Consider the following 16,106-nt stretch of genomic DNA (forward strand, 5'->3'; position numbering starts at 1 on the left):
TGAAAAGCAGGCACACGAGCATTATAGTAAATTTTTTCATTAAACATTCTGTTTAAAGTAAAACATATTCTTGCGTTATCACGCTCTCCAACAATATTTTCTGCGTCCTCAACGCTTGCAGCCATCTGCCGCAAGCTGTGGCGAAATTTCCTCACCGCCTGTTTTTTTAATTATTCTCCCTCGCAAACGGCAGACGCTTGATTGCGAGGGGGAAAGGTAATGAATTTGTTCATGGGACCTCCTTTCATTCAATTTTTAGATACTGAATTTCCCCATCAGGCTGCCTTGCGCGTTGCTGAAAACGACAAGGTAGTTGCCTGAAGTGAAACCTTCAAGCGAAATCTGCACGCCATCGCCGGCTTGGGCATACACTGTTTCGGTGTGCGCCACACCGCCCGTAGCACTGTAGATGGTGATGTTCAGACTTCCCAAATTGGTGTGGAAATCTACATAGAGGTTGGCATCGTCAACCGATGCACTGAGAGGGTCGGACTGGGAGCGGCTTGGAGGGTTTAGTTGTCCTTTTAAAATAATTGCATCTCCAGGTCCTCCTTCGCGCATGGCGAAACCCAAATCTGCATTTGCCATCAGGCAAAGCAATGCGATTAAAATTGTAATTGTACGTTTCATTTTCGTTTGCTTTAAAATTTGATGCAATTTTATAGCACCCTGAAACGTATCCGAACTGCCATCCGAACTTTTCCCCTATCTAAAGCAAAGCAATCAATTATAATTCAATTAATTGCAAAATTTTTCATCCGAACTTTTTTTCTAAAAATCCGAACTTTTCAAACAGCATCTCACAATTGATTTTATCAACATATTTTCAATTATAACCTGAATGTCAATCAGTTAAGACACAAAACAAAAATTACTCCGCAACTCCGTTTTTTCCTGTGATTTTCTTCACTTTCGAGCGCATTTTATCTACCACGCTGACGCTGACATCCAACAGCAACGCCTCGTCGTTGCGCGAAACGCCGATAATTGACAAGACAAAATCTTTACATTCCATCTCGCTTAACTGTGGATAATGTTCGTGCAACGAAGCCCTGACCCCTGGATACAATTCGTCGAAAACTGTCATCATTTTCTCCCAATGGCTGCTGCTTCCAAATACCGTTTTTTCCAAATTAAGCATGTATGATTTCTCACCAAAGTTTCTTGATAGAATGTCGGTTTGTTGCATGACGGTCTGTCTGAATTTCAGTCCTTCTTCCAACTTGTCTTCGTAAGAAGCAATCAAACCGCTCCAATCTTTTTCGCGTTCGGTGAAATCTGTCTGCATCTTGTTGTTTTCATGCTTGAACGAAAGCAATTCCTTCAGCACATTGGCCAAGGCTTTGTTCTTTTGGGAATTTCTAAACATAGCCACCGCAACAGCCACCGCCAAGACCAGCAGTCCTATCACCAAAAGCAAAATAGTACGACGACGGTTAGCCAATTGCTTGTTGTATTGGTTCTGTTGCGCCTCAAAATCATATTTCTGTTGCGCCTCATACACAGATTGTTTCAAGTTTTCCTCATAAATGGAGCTTGACAATTCGAACAAGTGTTTCTGATAATACAAAGCCATTTCAGTATCTCCAATTTGAGCCTCATAGCTAGCTAAAAAAGAATTGATCGAAACTGAAAGAGGGTCATTCCCAACATCTCTAATTTCCTTTTCCAACTTTTCCGCATAATAACCCGCCGAATCCATCTCATTCATATTTAAATACAGATTGGCAAAATTGAGATGATGGCGAATACTGTCGTTATCAGTTACACCCACCAAAACAGATTGTCTCAACAGCAAAAGTGATTGTCCATAGTCTCCTTTTTCCTTATATGCTACGCTCATTGTATGCATGATTTTGCCAGCCAAATCTGCGTTCTGTGCCTTTCTTGCCATTTCTAAACCTTCTTCAAGATAATACAAGGCACTGTCATTCTCTTTTTTTAGAAGAAAAGTACTACCTATAGAGTTATATAACATGACTTTTTTCTGCAAATTTTGCCCGTAAAACAAATTAGCTTCATGATAATTAGACAAAGCTATGTCATAATAATCCGAATTGTAATTCAGATTGCCCAGATAATGCTTCGACCTTGCCATAAGCGCGCTGTCGGCTGTTTGGCTTGCCAGCGAAAAAGCCTTGTTGTAGGCATCGACGGCGGCATCGGTCTGGCCTTGCTCTTCAAGGACGCAGGCACTGAGCAGCGTGGCTTGGGCATGCTGCGGCAAGTCGTCGTTTTTCTCGTAATAACGGCAAGCCTCGAAGATGGCGGTGTCGTTTTTTATCTCCTTTCCGCTCATAAATGCAGCCTCAACATGGAGCATGGCGTACTTCATGTAGTCGCTTTTGCGGAGCGAAACACTGGGTGCCGATATGGAATCGAGGCTGTGCAAAGCCGCTTCGGGGTTGGTGTCGATACTGTGTTCCGCCTTGCGCAACAATGTCTTAGGGTCGGGAAGGGGGTTGTCTAAGCACGAAGGAAGGCAACACAAAAACAGCAAGTATATGATGAGGCGATCTAAAGTTTTCATGCCACAAAAATAGGAAAAAATGGTGTTGCTGCTAAGGCGAGAGGGTGTGAATCCGAAGTAAATCTTTATCAACCAAAACAATCAGAATTAGAAGCTGTTTAAGAAATGGGAATAAAAAGTATGTTGTCCGCTAAAAGTTTAGCGGACAGCCAGACTGCCTTATTTTCTGTCACTTTGCCTTACGGCGAATCTTCGATTTCTGCTTGATCAGAAAGTAACCAAAGAATCAAGGGCAAGATAATCGGCCCAACGCACAGCCGGCCTAAATTGACGCAAGGCGAGAGCAGAGCCAAGCTTGCTTGAGCTATGCCGAGACAAAGTCAATTGGGCAATAGCCAAAGACTTGACCTTCAAGAAATATGTCAATAAACGCAATTTCTTGAAGGTCAAGCCTTTAGTCCGTCTCTTTGGCGGGCGCTGCCCCGCATCTTGCCCATTGCCTCCGCGCCCAACCCAGCCTGTTTTTCAACACTTCAGTCTCAGTGCATTTTCTTTGGGATTGTGGAGGTTTTGAAGTTGTTGAAAAGTAAGCCATCTTTTCAATAGAATATCATGATTCATTGTAAATTACCTCAATACTATCCTCTTATCAATTTTTGCGGACGACAATAAAAAAAAGAATAGAATCCGCTTGGCTGTTACCCGTGATGTTGGAGAAGATGGCGGCTTTGCGACAAGGCGTTTCGTTGCTTTTAACATTTTAACATCCCATAGTGCAGAAAAGGCCAAAAATGATTTTCCTAGTTAGGGAAAAAAATTTCTCTAGTTAGAAAAATGAAATTCCGCCTTTTTCGCTTGAGGCCGTCATGATGTTAAACGTTAAATGTTAAAACGTTAAATCCATCGTCTAACGTCTTCTTTATTCAACATACAACCACCATAATTTCAATCATTTACCATCATATTTCTTCTCTTTTTTCCTTCAAATCCCAAAACATCGAATTTATCACAAAAAACGCAAAAAACAGCACCGAATCATCGATTTTCCGCATTTTACACCCTATTTTTCGTTCCGATTTAACGTTTTGCGAAGCGGAAAACACGGTTATTTCCGTTTAAGGTTATTTTTAAGGCAATTATATGGCGGCACCAAAAAGCGTGTCTTATTTCCTAATTCACAAGTTTCAATCCAAATCAGTAAGGATTTTCAGCAGGATTTGGAGAAAATCTCCAACAAAATCCATACTGAAAATCTTTCCGAAAACATTTCTACGTTCCTACTCTTTTGGGTCGGGCAAAGCCCTCAAAATCCCAACTGAAAATCCGTCTAAAAATCTTTACTGAAAAAAATCATAATGTGTTTTTGAGCGAAGCTGCTTTTTAATTTCCTTTTCATCTTCCCAATCGCGCCATCAACCATATAATACCCTTTCCCCTCCCGATTTGAAGGCATATCCCACCACCATGTTTTTTTCAAAAGATTTGAAGGCAAATCTCGAAGGCATCCCGAACGGATCCCGAAGGCATCCCGAAGGACTGGAACTGAAAAACAGGCGGGGCAAAGCATGACCAAGACCGCAGCAAGTCGCCTTTTCCGCCGCACCAAACAGGGAGTTTCTTCGGTGCTTCTTCGGTAAATGACCGAAGGAACAGCGAAGAAACCCACAAAAAACAGCGAAGAAAGTCCGTCCATGACTCCTTGATGAACATGAGATGGGTAAATGATGATGGGTGGATGGGGTATGTTTTGTCAATCCAAAAAACAAATTATCACCAGGCATTTTTCCGTTTCGGCAGGCTCATCGAGCTGGATACACCTGAATAATTTAAAAATCCAAAAGTCAAAGTGTCCAAAAGTCCAAATGTCAAAAAGTCTAAGTGTCCAAAAGTCCACTAAACGACATTTTCACCCCCATGCAAATTAAATCCCACCTTATTTAAAAAGCGACCGTTTTTTTCCCTACCTTTGCAGCCGAATATTCAAAATACGTTTTTTTTATAATTTTATTCGAATAAATCATGAATCCATCACACATCGAGCACATCGGAATCGCTGTTACCAGCTTGGAAGAATCCATTCCATTCTTCGAGAACCTTCTTGGCACGAAATGCTATGCCATTGAAGAAGTTGCAGACCAGAAAGTGAAGACCGCTTTCCTGCGCTGCGGACAGACCAAAATCGAACTCCTTGAACCTACAAGCCCTGAAAGCACCATCGCCACTTTCATCGAAAAGAACGGTGGCCGTGGCGGTATGCACCACATCGCTTTCGCAGTCGAAAACCTTGAAGGTCAGCTTGAACAGGCCAAGGAACTGGGCATCCGCCTCATCGACCAGACCCCACGCGGTGGCGCCGAAGGCCTGAGCATCGCTTTCCTGCACCCGAAATCAACTTGTGGCGTTCTGACTGAGCTTTGCGAAAACAAGAACAAGTAAGAAAATCCTTTCCAAGCCGTTGCAGGCAGTGAAACCCGAACATTTTTGTGCGGGTTCACACGTTGTTGTAATGCTTGCGTTACGACGGATTGGGCATTTACAAAAAATAAAATCCTCTAATATCCTATTCAAATCATGTTAATTGAACAGAAAATTCAGGAACTGTTAGACAAGCGCAACGAAGCCCGCTTAGGCGGTGGCCAAAAGCGCATTGACTCTCAACATGCGAAGGGCAAAATGACTGCCCGCGAACGCATCGCTATCCTTCTCGACGAAGGTAGCTTCGAAGAGACTGACATGTTTGTCACACACCGCACTACCGACTTCGGTCTCGACAAGCAGCAGTATCTCGGCGACGGCGTCGTCACTGGTCACGGTACCATCGATGGTCGCGTCGTTTACGTCTATGCTCAGGATTTCACCGTTTTCGGCGGTGCATTGAGCGAGACCATGTCATTAAAGATCTGTAAGGTGATGGACCAGGCCATGAAGGTCGGCGCTCCTGTCATCGGCATCTGCGACTCAGGCGGTGCCCGTATCCAGGAAGGCTCACGCAGCTTGGCAGGTTACGCCGAAATCTTCCAGCGTAACATCAACGCATCAGGCGTCATCCCTCAGATTTCAGCCATCTTCGGCCCTTGCGCCGGTGGTGCCGTTTACTCACCGGCTTTGACCGACTTCATCCTCATGACTCAGGACAACAGCTACATGTTCCTCACTGGACCAAAAGTTGTGAAGACCGTCATCGGTGAAGACGTTTCAACCGAAAACTTAGGTGGTGCCAAGATTCACGCACAGAAGTCAGGCGTGGCACACTTTGCCGTCGAAAACGAAGAAGAAGGCCTCAACCTCATCCGTCGCCTCATCTCCTTCCTGCCTCAGAACAACATGGAGGATGCTCCTATCGTCGAGTGCAACGACCCAATCGACCGCATGGAAGATGCCCTGAACCAGATTATCCCTGATAACCCGAACAAGCCTTATAACGTTGCCGACATCATCAATGCAGTGGTCGACAACGGCGACTTCCTCGAAGTCCATAAGAACTACGCCAAGAACATCATCGTCGGCTTTGCCCGTCTTGATGGCATTTCGGTGGGTATCGTCGCCAACAACCCGGCCTTCTTCGCTGGCGTTTTGGACTGCGACGCTTCGCGCAAAGGCGCACGTTTCGTCCGCTTCTGCGATGCCTTCAACATCCCGATCATCACTTTCGTCGATGTCCCAGGCTTCCTGCCAGGCACTGGCCAAGAATACAACGGCATCATCGTCCACGGTGCAAAACTGCTGTATGCCTACGGCGAATCGACCGTCCCGAAGATTACCGTTACACTCAGAAAGTCGTATGGTGGTTCGCACCTCGTCATGGGCTGCAAGCAGCTTCGTAACGACGTCAACTACGCATGGCCGACAGCCGAAATCGCCGTCATGGGCGCATCAGGTGCTGTTGAAGTGCTCGATGGCAAGAAGATTGCCGAAATCACCAACCCAGATGAACGCGCTGAATTTGTCGCCAAGAAGGAAAAGGAATACCAAGACAAGTTTGCCAATCCTTACGAGGCAGCCAAGTTCGGTTACATCGACGATGTGATTGAGCCACGCAACACGCGTTTCCGCATCATCCGTGCCCTGCACACGCTCGAGACCAAGCGTCTGGCCAATCCTGAAAAGAAACACTCTAACATTCCACTGTAAACTGTAAGGAAATGAGTCTGTCACATTTTCAAATATTAGCGGCACACGAACCTTGGGTTTATACCAAAGGTTGGATTGTCACCATTGCAGGTTTCTGCATCGTCATCATCGCCCTTTTCATCCTTTCGCTGATTTTCCGCGGCATCGCATCTTATTTCTCAAAACAAGATGCAAAGAAGATTGCCCCTGAACAGAAAAAGGTTGAAACCAAGCCTGTTGTGAAAGCAGAAACGAAGGTTGCCGCCGAAGGTGAAATCCCTGCCGAAGTGCTCACCGCCATCGGCATGGCCCTTTACCTCTCAACGAATCTTCATGATGAAGAAAGCAACGTCCTCACAATCGAAAGAAGACAAACTTCTTGGAATGATAAAAGTTACGGAGTTAGACACTGGAATCGTTAATTTGTTGGGATTCAAGATTTAATGATTTAATGATTTAAACATTTAAAGATTTAAGGATTTAAAGATTGGATTCCGGTTAGAAAATTTAGATAAAATGAAAAAATTTAAATTCACCATTAGTGGTAAAGCATACGAAGTGGAAGTGCAGAACATTGAAGGCAACATCGCCGACGTCAATGTGAATGGCACTCAGTATAAAGTGGAAATGGAAGAGCAGGCCGCTCCTGTCGTGAAGCCTGTAGCCCGTCCAGCCAAGACCCAAAGCACTGCTCCTACACAGCAGGCTGAACCGGCTGCCAAGAAGGCTGCCGCCGGCGGTCCTGGCCACAAGATGGAAGCTCCTCTTCCAGGCACCATCATGCAAATCTACGTCAAGGAAGGCGCTGCCGTCAAGAAGGGCGACAAGCTGTTGATGTACGAAGCAATGAAGATGGAAAACAACCTGCTCGCAGAATGTGACGGCACCATCACCGCCATCAACTGCCGCCAGGGCGACAATGTTCTTCAAGGTGATGTTTTAATCGTAATCGGATAAGGACATGCTGGGAAAGAAAAGTATTTACAGAAAGCCTGTGACAATCCTCGCCACTTTGGCTCTGCTCATCCTCTTTAACTTTGCCGTTGTGAACAACCCGCTGTTTGCAACCAAGGTTAGCGAGCTGTTTGCGCAGACCGAAGAAGTGACGGACATGACTGTCGAAGAAGGCATCGCACAACAGGCCGATTTGGTCGACACCATGATTGCCGACTCGATGCCTGCTGTTGAAGAAGAGGCTGAAGCTGTTGTTGAGACAGCCCAAGTCGCTGACGAACCTCAAGTCGTTGAACCAGTAGACACTTCCATGAAGGCTCAGTTCAAGGACGGTATGCAAAAATTCTGGCTGCTGACCGGTTTCAGAAACTGCAAACTGGGCAACATCATCATGATTTTGGTCGGTATCCTGTTCATTTTCTTAGCTGTTCGCTTCGAGTTTGAACCTATGCTGCTCATCCCGATTGGTGTCGGTATCATTTGCGGTAACATTCCTTTCTATCAAGGTACGGGTATCAATTTGGGTGATGCCGTCGGTTTCGCCCAATCGGCCCTCGATTCGGGAGCCTATCATTTCGACCTCGACTCCATCAAAGGATTGCTTTATGCCATCTTTGGCGGCGACGGCGACAAGAACATGGTGTTGAGTGAAGCCGTCAAGGCCTACGAAAAACTCGACAAGCAGACGCTTATCGACTGCGGCATGGCTTCGGCCAACATCGAGGAAATCAAGGCTTTCTTGGGTCAGATATTTGAAAGCGGTGAACTGAACCTCCAGACTGGTCTTTACCAGAAAGGCAGTGTGCTGAATTACCTCTATTTCGGTGTGACCTCGGGCGTTTATCCTCCTTTGATTTTCTTGGGCATCGGCGCCATGACCGACTTCTCCTCACTGATTGCTAATCCAAAGCTGATGCTGTTGGGTGCTGCCGCTCAGTTGGGCGTGTTCATCACCTTCATCGGCGCTTTGTACCTGGGCTTCAATCTGAGAGAATCAGGCGCTATCGGCATCATCGGTGGTGCTGACGGTCCTACCGCCATCTTCTTGTCATCACGTCTTGCTAACGGTACAGGCGGCACCCGCAACCTCATCGGACCTATCGCCATTGCAGCTTATTCCTACATGGCTCTGGTTCCTGTGATTCAGCCACCTATCATCCGTTTGCTGACCACCAAGAATGAACGCGTCATCAAGATGAAGGCTCCACGCATGGTGAACAAGACCGAAAAGATCATGTTCCCGGTCATCGGCCTCATCCTGACCACTTTCATCAGCCCTACCGCCCTGCCGCTGCTCGGTATGTTGTTCTTTGGTAACATCATCAAGGAATCAGGCGTCGTGAAGCGTTTGCAGAACACAGCTTCGAATCCTTTGATCGATATCGTGACCATGATTTTGGGTCTCACCGTGGGTGCTTCCACACAGGCATCCGTGTTCCTGACCCCAAGTTCCATCAAGATCTTCATTCTCGGTGCCTGCTCATTCGCAGTGGCTACCGCTGGCGGCGTGCTTGGTGCCAAGTTCATGAACTTGTTCCTGAAGGAAAAGATTAATCCTATGATTGGTGCTGCCGGCGTTTCAGCCGTTCCTGACAGCGCCCGTGTCGTTGAAGTTGAAGGTCAGAAATACGACCCATCGAACCACCTCCTGATGCACGCCATGGCACCAAACGTCTCTGGCGTTATCGGTTCAGCCGTCGCAGCTGGTGTGATGATGAGCTTCCTGATGATGTAATTTCATTGGACATATATTTTTGAAATGAAAGAGGTTGACCGCCAAAACATGGTCAACCTCTTTTTTTACTATGTAGAGAAGTTTCATGGAATGCCTCTACGGTTTGTCGGGACATAAATCTGACATGAATCTTGCATAAATGTGAGACGTTGCACGCAACGTCTCTACGGCAAAAACAAATAATTTTTCCATTGAACCATTACAAACTATTCTGGTTTATTTTATAATTTTGCACGATTGAGGAAAAGAAAAACAATTGTCGAACGACAAAAGCAATACGACTATGGGAAATAAGCTGCCGATAGGCATACAGAGTTTTGAAAAGCTGCGGAACGAGGGTTACTTGTATATTGACAAGACCACACATATTTATAATATGGTGACAAGCGGATGCTATTATTTCCTTTCGCGTCCGCGACGTTTTGGAAAAAGCCTGTTGCTGAACACGTTGGAATCATATTTTTTAGGAAAACGCGAGCTTTTCGAAGGTCTTGCCATCGCTGATTTGGAACATGACTGGACGGAATATCCCATACTGCATTTGGACTTAAATACGGAGAAATATGACACACCTTCAAGCCTAACCGATAAGTTAAGCTCAACTCTCAGCTGCTGGGAGTCCATATACAATAACGATGAACACGAAAAGTCGCTTGCAACTCGTTTTGAAGGCATCATCCGCCGTGCCTACGAAAAGACTGGCCGTCAGGTGGTGATTCTGGTCGATGAATACGACAAACCTCTGCTTCAGGCCATCGGTAACAAAGAGCTTCAGGATGCCTACCGTGCCACGCTGAAAGGATTCTACGGAGCGTTGAAGTCAATGGATGCCTGCATACGCTTTGCCTTCCTTACTGGTGTGACCAAATTCGGTAAAGTGAGCGTATTCAGCGACTTGAACAACCTGAACGACATTACAATGGATGCCGCGTTCCACGACATCTGCGGCATTACGGAAGCGGAACTTCGGGCTAATTTCGAGGTTGAAGTATCGGAACTCGCATCGAAACTGGGAAAGTCTGTCGACGAGACATACGCCGAACTCCGCGCGAATTACGATGGCTATCATTTCAGCAAAGAAAAACTGCCAGGTGTGTACAATCCGTTCAGCCTGATTAATGCTTTCTACAAAGATGAAATAGGTTCATACTGGTTCGAGACTGGCACGCCGACCTACCTTATGGAGCTTCTCAAACAGCACGATTATGTCTTGCCCGACTTGGAGCGCGAAGAACCTGATGCCGACACGTTGAACAGCATTGACATAGCTTCGACCAACCCGATTCCCGTCATATACCAGAGTGGCTACCTGACCATCAAAGGCTATGACCCCGACTTTGAACTATATCATTTAGGTTTCCCAAATCGGGAAGTGAAGCAAGGCTTCCTGAAATACCTGATGCCTTATTATGCCAACACGGTGCAAGGCAAGTCGGGTTTCGAGATAAGCCGTTTCGTGCGCTCGTTGCGCGAAGGCGACATCGAAGGCTTCATGGAACGCCTGCAATCCTTCTTGAGCGCATGCCCTTACGAACTTGAGCCTCAGCAGGAACGCCATTTCCAAAGCGTGATGTTCATCCTCACCTCACTCTGCGGCTATTATGTCGACATTGAAAGCCATACCAACAAAGGCCGCATGGACATGACAATTCAGACGAAAGATTACATCTACATCTTTGAGTTCAAGTTCAACAAGTCGGCGGAAGAAGCGTTACAACAAATCAATGGGAAAGGCTACGACGAGCGTTTCCTGAACGACGGACGCAATATAATAAAGGTGGGGGTGAACTACAGCACGGCCTGCCGCAACATCGACCGCTGGCTTGTAGAGACATAAATCTGACATGAATCTTGCATAAATGGATTTCACAATTATCGGTGTCCGCTAAACTTTTAGCGGACACCAATAGTTTTAAAGCCTTTTGTAAAATCCCATTTCATCCATATAACGGAAAGCCTTTTCCGGCATGAAATGACGCACATCGCGGCCTTCTCTCACGCAATTGCGGATGAAAGTCGATGAAATCTCAATGACAGGCGTTTCAACTACCATAACATTCGGATGATGCGTCAATTCGCCACCATCGTAACCTTTGCGCGGAAAAACAATCAGTCCGAAATCATCGAGAATATGTTGATAATCGCGCCAACGTGGAAGGTTTTGCAGGCTGTCCATGCCGCAAATCAAAATGAAATGGTCGTCGGGAAATTGAGCCGACAAAGTCCGCAAAGTATTGATGGTATAGGATGGGGTAGGAAGGTGCATTTCCACATCGCTCACCTTGAAACGCGCATCATCGCCAAGAGCCAATTGCACCATTTTCAGACGCTCGTCATCATCAAGCAAATCTTCCGTTTTCTTCAATGGATTTTGAGGCGAAACTACAAACCAAAGTTCGTCTAAATCAGAGAATTCCACCAAATAATTCGCCAGCATCACATGGGCATGATGAATGGGATTGAACGAGCCGGAATAAATGCCGATTTTTTTCATTTCTTTGGACAAATGGACTATTTGACTTTTAGACTTTTTTGACGGTTGTCACTCCCGCGTAGGCGGGAGTCTCATTATATTTAGGATAATTATACTTTTTATCAAATTAACCTTCAATAAACTCTTGCACGACTTTAAGAATCTCATCCTTAGCTGTTTGCAAGTCATCGTTGATAATGGTTACATCGAATTTGCCTTGGGCGAAATCCATTTCCCAAGCAGCTTTTGAGATACGTTTTTCGATTTCCTCCATCGAATCGGTGTCGCGGCCAATCAGACGCTCACGCAAGACTTCGACAGATGGAGCCTGAATGAATATCGACAAAGCTCCATCGCCATAGAATTTCTTGATATTTGTGCCGCCAACCACATCCACATCGAAGACCACATGCTTGCCTTCGTTTTGCATGTTTTTCACCACAGAAAGCAAAGTGCCGTAGCAACGGCCCGGATAGACTTCCTGCCATTCGAGAAATTCTCCATTGTCGACACGATGTTTAAATTCCTCTAAACTAATGAAATAATACTCCCTGCCATTGACTTCCTCGCCACGTGGCTCACGGGTTGTGGCCGAAACGGAAAAAGCCATTTCAGGAATGTTTTCCAAAAGATGATTCACCAAAGTGGATTTGCCCGAACCCGACGGAGCGGAAAAAATCAGAAGTTTGCCTTGTTTCTTTTCTTCCATGTAGTTGTTGTTTTTATTGGTTATCAGTTATCAGTTGTCAGTATTAAAAAGTTCAAAATTGATTAAAAATTGTTCAAAACTTTTCACTTTCCACTTTGAGCCGCCGTTTCGACAAGCTCAACGAGCTAGATACTCCTAACTCCTAATTCCTAACTCCTAACTTTTAAACTTTTCACTTTCCACTTCTAAACTTTCAACTTAACACCTTACAAAATATTACACACCTGTTCCTTAATCTTCTCCAATTCATCCTTCATCTTGACGACGATTTTCTGGATGTTGACTTCATTGGCTTTCGAACCCAAAGTGTTGATTTCGCGGCCCATTTCCTGACTGATGAATCCCAATTTCTTGCCAGCTTGGTCTTCGTCGCTGCTTTCGTTGAAATAGTTGCAATGCTGGCGCAAACGGACTTTTTCTTCCGTAATATCCAGTTTTTCAAGATAATAAATCAACTCGGCCTCGAAGCGGTTTTCATCGTATTGGCCATCAGTAGTGAGTTCGGAAAGGTTTTTGGTCAGGCGTTGCTTTATGGTTTCGTGGCGTAACTTTTCGTAAGGCTCCACTTGGTCGAGCAAACCGACAATCAGTTCCACGCGATGCAGCAAGTCCTTTTTCAAGGTCGCGCCTTCCTGGATGCGGAAACCGTCAACAATGTCAAGAGCCTGGTCAATAGTCTCGCCTACTTTGGCAACGAAATCTTCATCATAGCTTTGCTCAGGAACATTGAAAACGCCTGGCATTCTGAACAATAAGGCAGCCAAATCAGCCGATGGCGCAATATTGAGTTGCTCGGAAATCTGACGGATTTGCCGCAAATAGGAAGCCACTACTTCGCCGTCGATATGATTGCTTTGGTCAAGATTGGTGTCGGTAATCGTGATTACCATATCGATTTTACCGCGCTGCAACTTGGCGCCAACCTTGTTGCGGAAATCCAATTCGGCAAAACGCAACTCATTAGGCAGTTTTACGTTAAGATCTAACTGCTTGCTGTTCAAGGTTTTGATTTCGACCGTAATCTTCTTTGTATTGTAAATGTTTTCGGCTATGCCATAGCCTGTCATTGAACGTATCATCTCAAAAATATTTATTTGCAAAAATAGTCTTTTTCAGGCAATTATAAATCTTGGAAAATAAAAATACTCATGGCAGCAGGCTATTGGCTTTTGGCTGCTGGCTTAATGGTTCAGGAACAACGGTTTATCATCTGTTTAATGAATAAGTGTGCCAGAAGCCAATGGCCAAAAGCTAATAGCAAATCTACGCTTTCACTTTCAGCAATTTCACCATTTTCAAACTCGTGTCAAGGAAAATGAGCGGTGCGTAGCCGTTGCGTTCGATTTGCCTCATGCTTTCTTCCAAAAGCTCCGCAATCTGCGCCAGATTAGCCGGATTGATGAAAGGCGCAAACTTGGAATTGAACTGTTTTTCATCATCGGGCAGCATCACGATTTGTGCCAGGTTGTTGTTGAATAACATGGAGTTACGCACGATTTTCAGTCCGTATTGCAGCAGTTCCTTTTGTTTTTCACGGCCAAGGCTCTTGATGTTGTTGACAAAGTCAATCAGTTCGCCGACCGCGGCTTTGAAGCACAAGCGCATCCACTGCTGGAAAGTGGTGAAAAAGAACTTTTCATCCTCCTGGTCTTTGGAAAAACGACAGGCATTCAGCCAGTTGCCTTCCGCCACCATGGCAGCGTTTCGGGCAATGTTTGCATCGCAGCCTTCGCGCGTAATTAAGGCATTGGTTACATCATTCAAGTCGATTTGCGGAATCTTGACCAAGGCAGTCCTCGATTTGATGGTGGCCAAAAGCTGGTCCTGATTTTCGGCAATCAGAATGAAAACCGTTTTCTCAGGCGGTTCCTCCAACAGTTTCAGTAACTTGTTGGCAGCCACTTCGTTCACCTTTTCGGCCATCCAAATGATGGCTATTTTGTATTCGCCTTCGTATGATTTATAACTCAGTTTCCGCAGCAAAGCAGCCGCATCGCGCACATTGATGACGCCTTGCTTGTTCTCGACATCCAAAAAACTGAACCATGATGAAGCAACAATGTAGCCTTTGTTTTGCAAGACATATTCGCGCCATTCTTCGGAAAACAAGTCCGATTCGGGGTCTTTCTTCACCTTTTTCGTGATGGCTGTTGGCATGACGAAATGCAAATCAGGATGAACCAGTTTGCTGATTTTCTGACAAGTAGGGCAAACACCGCAACTATCCGTTGCCGTGCGGTTCGGACACAAAATGTATTGCGCGTAGGCCAAAGCCAAAGGCATTTTCCCGCTTCCGGCAGGACCTAAAAACAACTGCGCATGGGGAACGCGGTTCTCCTTGACGCTCAAAATCAGTTTCTGTTTGACGGCTTCTTGCCCAATCACATCCTTGAATTGCATATCGTTTGAGTTTTTCGAGGGGTCAAAATTACAACTTTTTCAGCGATGAAAATCAAAGTGAAGGAGGGTTTTCATCACATTGGGTCGACATCAATCTGGATTTGCACTGATTTATAATCAGGATTTTGCTGGAACAGATGAATCTGCTACGCAATAACCAATTTATGCGCTTTGTAATTCCCTTCCAAGGGCATGCAAGGTGCGGCGGATTTGTTGCAATCGCTGCTCGCTCGGCTTGGAAATACCGTAAATGTACCGCGCCAGCAGGCTCTTGTTGATGCCAATGGCACGCGCCACTTCCGACACATTCAGCCACGGAAAACGCTTGAACATCCCAGCCACCTCGTTATGGCTGTTCGGCTCACTCGTCTCATAAAAACTCGAAATGTGCATATCGGCATCCAAAATTTCCCAACGAATCGAAGTACACTCGTCGTCGATGGTAAAATCATTGCGTTGTTCCATCGTGGCATCTTTCAGTTCGGGATAAGCCTCTAACGGGCGGCTCAAAACACGACCTTCAGCAGTTTTCATGTAAATTCTGGTTTCGTCAAACCAAATGTTCTTTATTTTTTCCATTGCCTTGATTATTTTATTCAGTCAAACCTCTTGTGCCATTCCATGATGAAATCATCACGATAGATGATGCAGGTATCGATGGCCTTCTTGATTTCTTGCTCCTTCAGCCCATGGTTATATTCCAATCTAACCGTAGGTTCAAGCAAGATTTTTGCTTTTTTCCCACCAAATTCCACATGCACATGAATTGGCAAATGTTCATCTAAATAGAAAAAGAAGCGGATTCCGTAAATGGTTAGTAAAGTAGGCATAAACAAATTTTTCGCAAAGATAGGTATAAAAATTTATACTGACAAGGGTTATGAACAAGATTTAGAAAAAGAGATCATTCCTCCGCGTTTTCAATGATTTTTCAGATTTTATGAGTGCGCATTATCTAATCAAGAGGGGTAAATTTCCAAACCAAATCGATTCACATCAAATTCGCGAAAAACAGTTACACCTGCTTTTTTCCCGTTTGGCAAGTTTATTATTTCCACAGAATCAATTTTGTCCAACTCACTATCTCTGCATTGACTGATACATGCATTCACATAATCCTTAATTCCGCACACCTGTAATAGATTAAAAGGAATAAAATCCTGAGCAACAAAAAGTTGCCCAGGACATTGCCATGTCAGGATTTTCACCTATCTTAGTGGTAGAAAACAAAACAAGCAAAAGACTGACAGACATG

15 protein-coding genes are annotated in these 16,106 nt (G+C 45.1%); 6 read left to right on the plus strand and 9 right to left on the minus strand.

From position 1 onward, the window contains the following. Positions 1-255: 255 nt before the first annotated feature. From AC06MN_RS02485 to AC06MN_RS02495, 3 genes are all read right to left on the minus strand, one after another. On the minus strand, positions 256-630 hold the full coding sequence (locus AC06MN_RS02485; RefSeq protein ID WP_475670769.1) for a DUF3244 domain-containing protein: 375 nt from the start codon (positions 628-630) through the stop codon (positions 256-258). 241 nt (positions 631-871) lie between these two features. After that, positions 872-2,530, minus strand: a complete 1,659-nt coding sequence (locus tag AC06MN_RS02490) for a tetratricopeptide repeat protein (RefSeq protein WP_475670770.1) — start codon at positions 2,528-2,530, stop codon at positions 872-874. Positions 2,531-3,797: 1,267 nt separating this feature from the next. Continuing rightward, a complete protein-coding gene (locus AC06MN_RS02495; RefSeq protein WP_475670771.1) occupies positions 3,798-4,163 on the minus strand; it encodes a hypothetical protein in 366 nt (121 codons plus the stop codon). A 326-nt stretch (positions 4,164-4,489) separates the two neighbouring features. Between AC06MN_RS02495 and mce the strand changes: the two genes are divergently transcribed. The 6 genes from mce to AC06MN_RS02525 all read left to right on the plus strand — a co-directional run bounded on the left by mce (position 4,490) and on the right by AC06MN_RS02525 (position 11,106). Beyond that, positions 4,490-4,906: a methylmalonyl-CoA epimerase gene (gene mce / locus AC06MN_RS02500; protein WP_475670772.1), complete on the plus strand. Its 417-nt coding sequence runs from the start codon at positions 4,490-4,492 to the stop codon at positions 4,904-4,906. Positions 4,907-5,041: 135 nt separating this feature from the next. Next, complete coding sequence (locus tag AC06MN_RS02505) at positions 5,042-6,601, plus strand: acyl-CoA carboxylase subunit beta (RefSeq protein ID WP_475670773.1); 1,560 nt, start codon at positions 5,042-5,044, stop codon at positions 6,599-6,601. A gap of 11 nt (positions 6,602-6,612) precedes the next feature. Next, positions 6,613-7,002: an OadG family protein gene (locus tag AC06MN_RS02510; RefSeq protein WP_475670774.1), complete on the plus strand. Its 390-nt coding sequence runs from the start codon at positions 6,613-6,615 to the stop codon at positions 7,000-7,002. Between the two features lie 94 nt (positions 7,003-7,096). After that, complete coding sequence (locus tag AC06MN_RS02515) at positions 7,097-7,537, plus strand: acetyl-CoA carboxylase biotin carboxyl carrier protein (RefSeq protein WP_475670775.1); 441 nt, start codon at positions 7,097-7,099, stop codon at positions 7,535-7,537. Positions 7,538-7,925: 388 nt separating this feature from the next. Continuing rightward, entirely contained in the window at positions 7,926-9,269 is a 1,344-nt protein-coding gene (locus AC06MN_RS02520) for a sodium ion-translocating decarboxylase subunit beta (protein ID WP_475670783.1), read from the plus strand. A 283-nt stretch (positions 9,270-9,552) separates the two neighbouring features. Then, the gene (locus tag AC06MN_RS02525) at positions 9,553-11,106 is read left to right on the plus strand and encodes an ATP-binding protein (RefSeq protein ID WP_475670776.1); all 1,554 of its coding nucleotides are present in this window, start codon (positions 9,553-9,555) and stop codon (positions 11,104-11,106) included. Between the two features lie 75 nt (positions 11,107-11,181). On the opposite strand, the gene nadD is transcribed toward AC06MN_RS02525, so the two are convergent. The 6 genes from nadD to AC06MN_RS02555 form a co-directional block, all read right to left on the minus strand. Then, positions 11,182-11,763 carry a nicotinate (nicotinamide) nucleotide adenylyltransferase gene (gene nadD / locus AC06MN_RS02530; protein ID WP_475670777.1) on the minus strand — a complete coding sequence of 194 codons (582 nt, stop codon included), beginning with the start codon at positions 11,761-11,763 and terminating at the stop codon, positions 11,182-11,184. Positions 11,764-11,869: 106 nt separating this feature from the next. After that, positions 11,870-12,451, minus strand: a complete 582-nt coding sequence (gmk, locus tag AC06MN_RS02535; RefSeq protein ID WP_475670778.1) for a guanylate kinase — start codon at positions 12,449-12,451, stop codon at positions 11,870-11,872. Positions 12,452-12,657: 206 nt separating this feature from the next. Then, entirely contained in the window at positions 12,658-13,530 is an 873-nt protein-coding gene (locus AC06MN_RS02540; RefSeq protein ID WP_475670779.1) for a YicC/YloC family endoribonuclease, read from the minus strand. 184 nt (positions 13,531-13,714) lie between these two features. Continuing rightward, complete coding sequence (locus tag AC06MN_RS02545) at positions 13,715-14,851, minus strand: DNA polymerase III subunit (protein ID WP_475670780.1); 1,137 nt, start codon at positions 14,849-14,851, stop codon at positions 13,715-13,717. 162 nt (positions 14,852-15,013) lie between these two features. Next, positions 15,014-15,430, minus strand: coding sequence for a DUF2442 domain-containing protein (locus tag AC06MN_RS02550; RefSeq protein ID WP_475670781.1), 417 nt, complete (start codon positions 15,428-15,430; stop codon positions 15,014-15,016). Positions 15,431-15,447: 17 nt separating this feature from the next. Then, positions 15,448-15,681, minus strand: coding sequence for a DUF4160 domain-containing protein (locus AC06MN_RS02555; protein ID WP_475670782.1), 234 nt, complete (start codon positions 15,679-15,681; stop codon positions 15,448-15,450). Positions 15,682-16,106 lie beyond the last annotated feature (425 nt).

The organism is Candidatus Limimorpha sp., from assembly GCF_056203535.1.

Bases quoted from the DNA above. Each gene is read 5' to 3' on its own strand.
- AC06MN_RS02485 (WP_475670769.1), bottom strand. From the start codon at position 630: ATGAAACGTACAATTACAATTTTAATCGCATTGCTTTGCCTGATGGCA.
- AC06MN_RS02490 (WP_475670770.1), bottom strand. From the start codon at position 2,530: ATGAAAACTTTAGATCGCCTCATCATATACTTGCTGTTTTTGTGTTGC.
- AC06MN_RS02495 (WP_475670771.1), bottom strand. From the start codon at position 4,163: ATGGACGGACTTTCTTCGCTGTTTTTTGTGGGTTTCTTCGCTGTTCCT.
- mce (WP_475670772.1), top strand. From the start codon at position 4,490: ATGAATCCATCACACATCGAGCACATCGGAATCGCTGTTACCAGCTTG.
- AC06MN_RS02505 (WP_475670773.1), top strand. From the start codon at position 5,042: ATGTTAATTGAACAGAAAATTCAGGAACTGTTAGACAAGCGCAACGAA.
- AC06MN_RS02510 (WP_475670774.1), top strand. From the start codon at position 6,613: ATGAGTCTGTCACATTTTCAAATATTAGCGGCACACGAACCTTGGGTT.
- AC06MN_RS02515 (WP_475670775.1), top strand. From the start codon at position 7,097: ATGAAAAAATTTAAATTCACCATTAGTGGTAAAGCATACGAAGTGGAA.
- AC06MN_RS02520 (WP_475670783.1), top strand. From the start codon at position 7,926: ATGATTTTGGTCGGTATCCTGTTCATTTTCTTAGCTGTTCGCTTCGAG.
- AC06MN_RS02525 (WP_475670776.1), top strand. From the start codon at position 9,553: ATGGGAAATAAGCTGCCGATAGGCATACAGAGTTTTGAAAAGCTGCGG.
- nadD (WP_475670777.1), bottom strand. From the start codon at position 11,763: ATGAAAAAAATCGGCATTTATTCCGGCTCGTTCAATCCCATTCATCAT.
- gmk (WP_475670778.1), bottom strand. From the start codon at position 12,451: ATGGAAGAAAAGAAACAAGGCAAACTTCTGATTTTTTCCGCTCCGTCG.
- AC06MN_RS02540 (WP_475670779.1), bottom strand. From the start codon at position 13,530: ATGATACGTTCAATGACAGGCTATGGCATAGCCGAAAACATTTACAAT.
- AC06MN_RS02545 (WP_475670780.1), bottom strand. From the start codon at position 14,851: ATGCAATTCAAGGATGTGATTGGGCAAGAAGCCGTCAAACAGAAACTG.
- AC06MN_RS02550 (WP_475670781.1), bottom strand. From the start codon at position 15,430: ATGGAAAAAATAAAGAACATTTGGTTTGACGAAACCAGAATTTACATG.
- AC06MN_RS02555 (WP_475670782.1), bottom strand. From the start codon at position 15,681: ATGCCTACTTTACTAACCATTTACGGAATCCGCTTCTTTTTCTATTTA.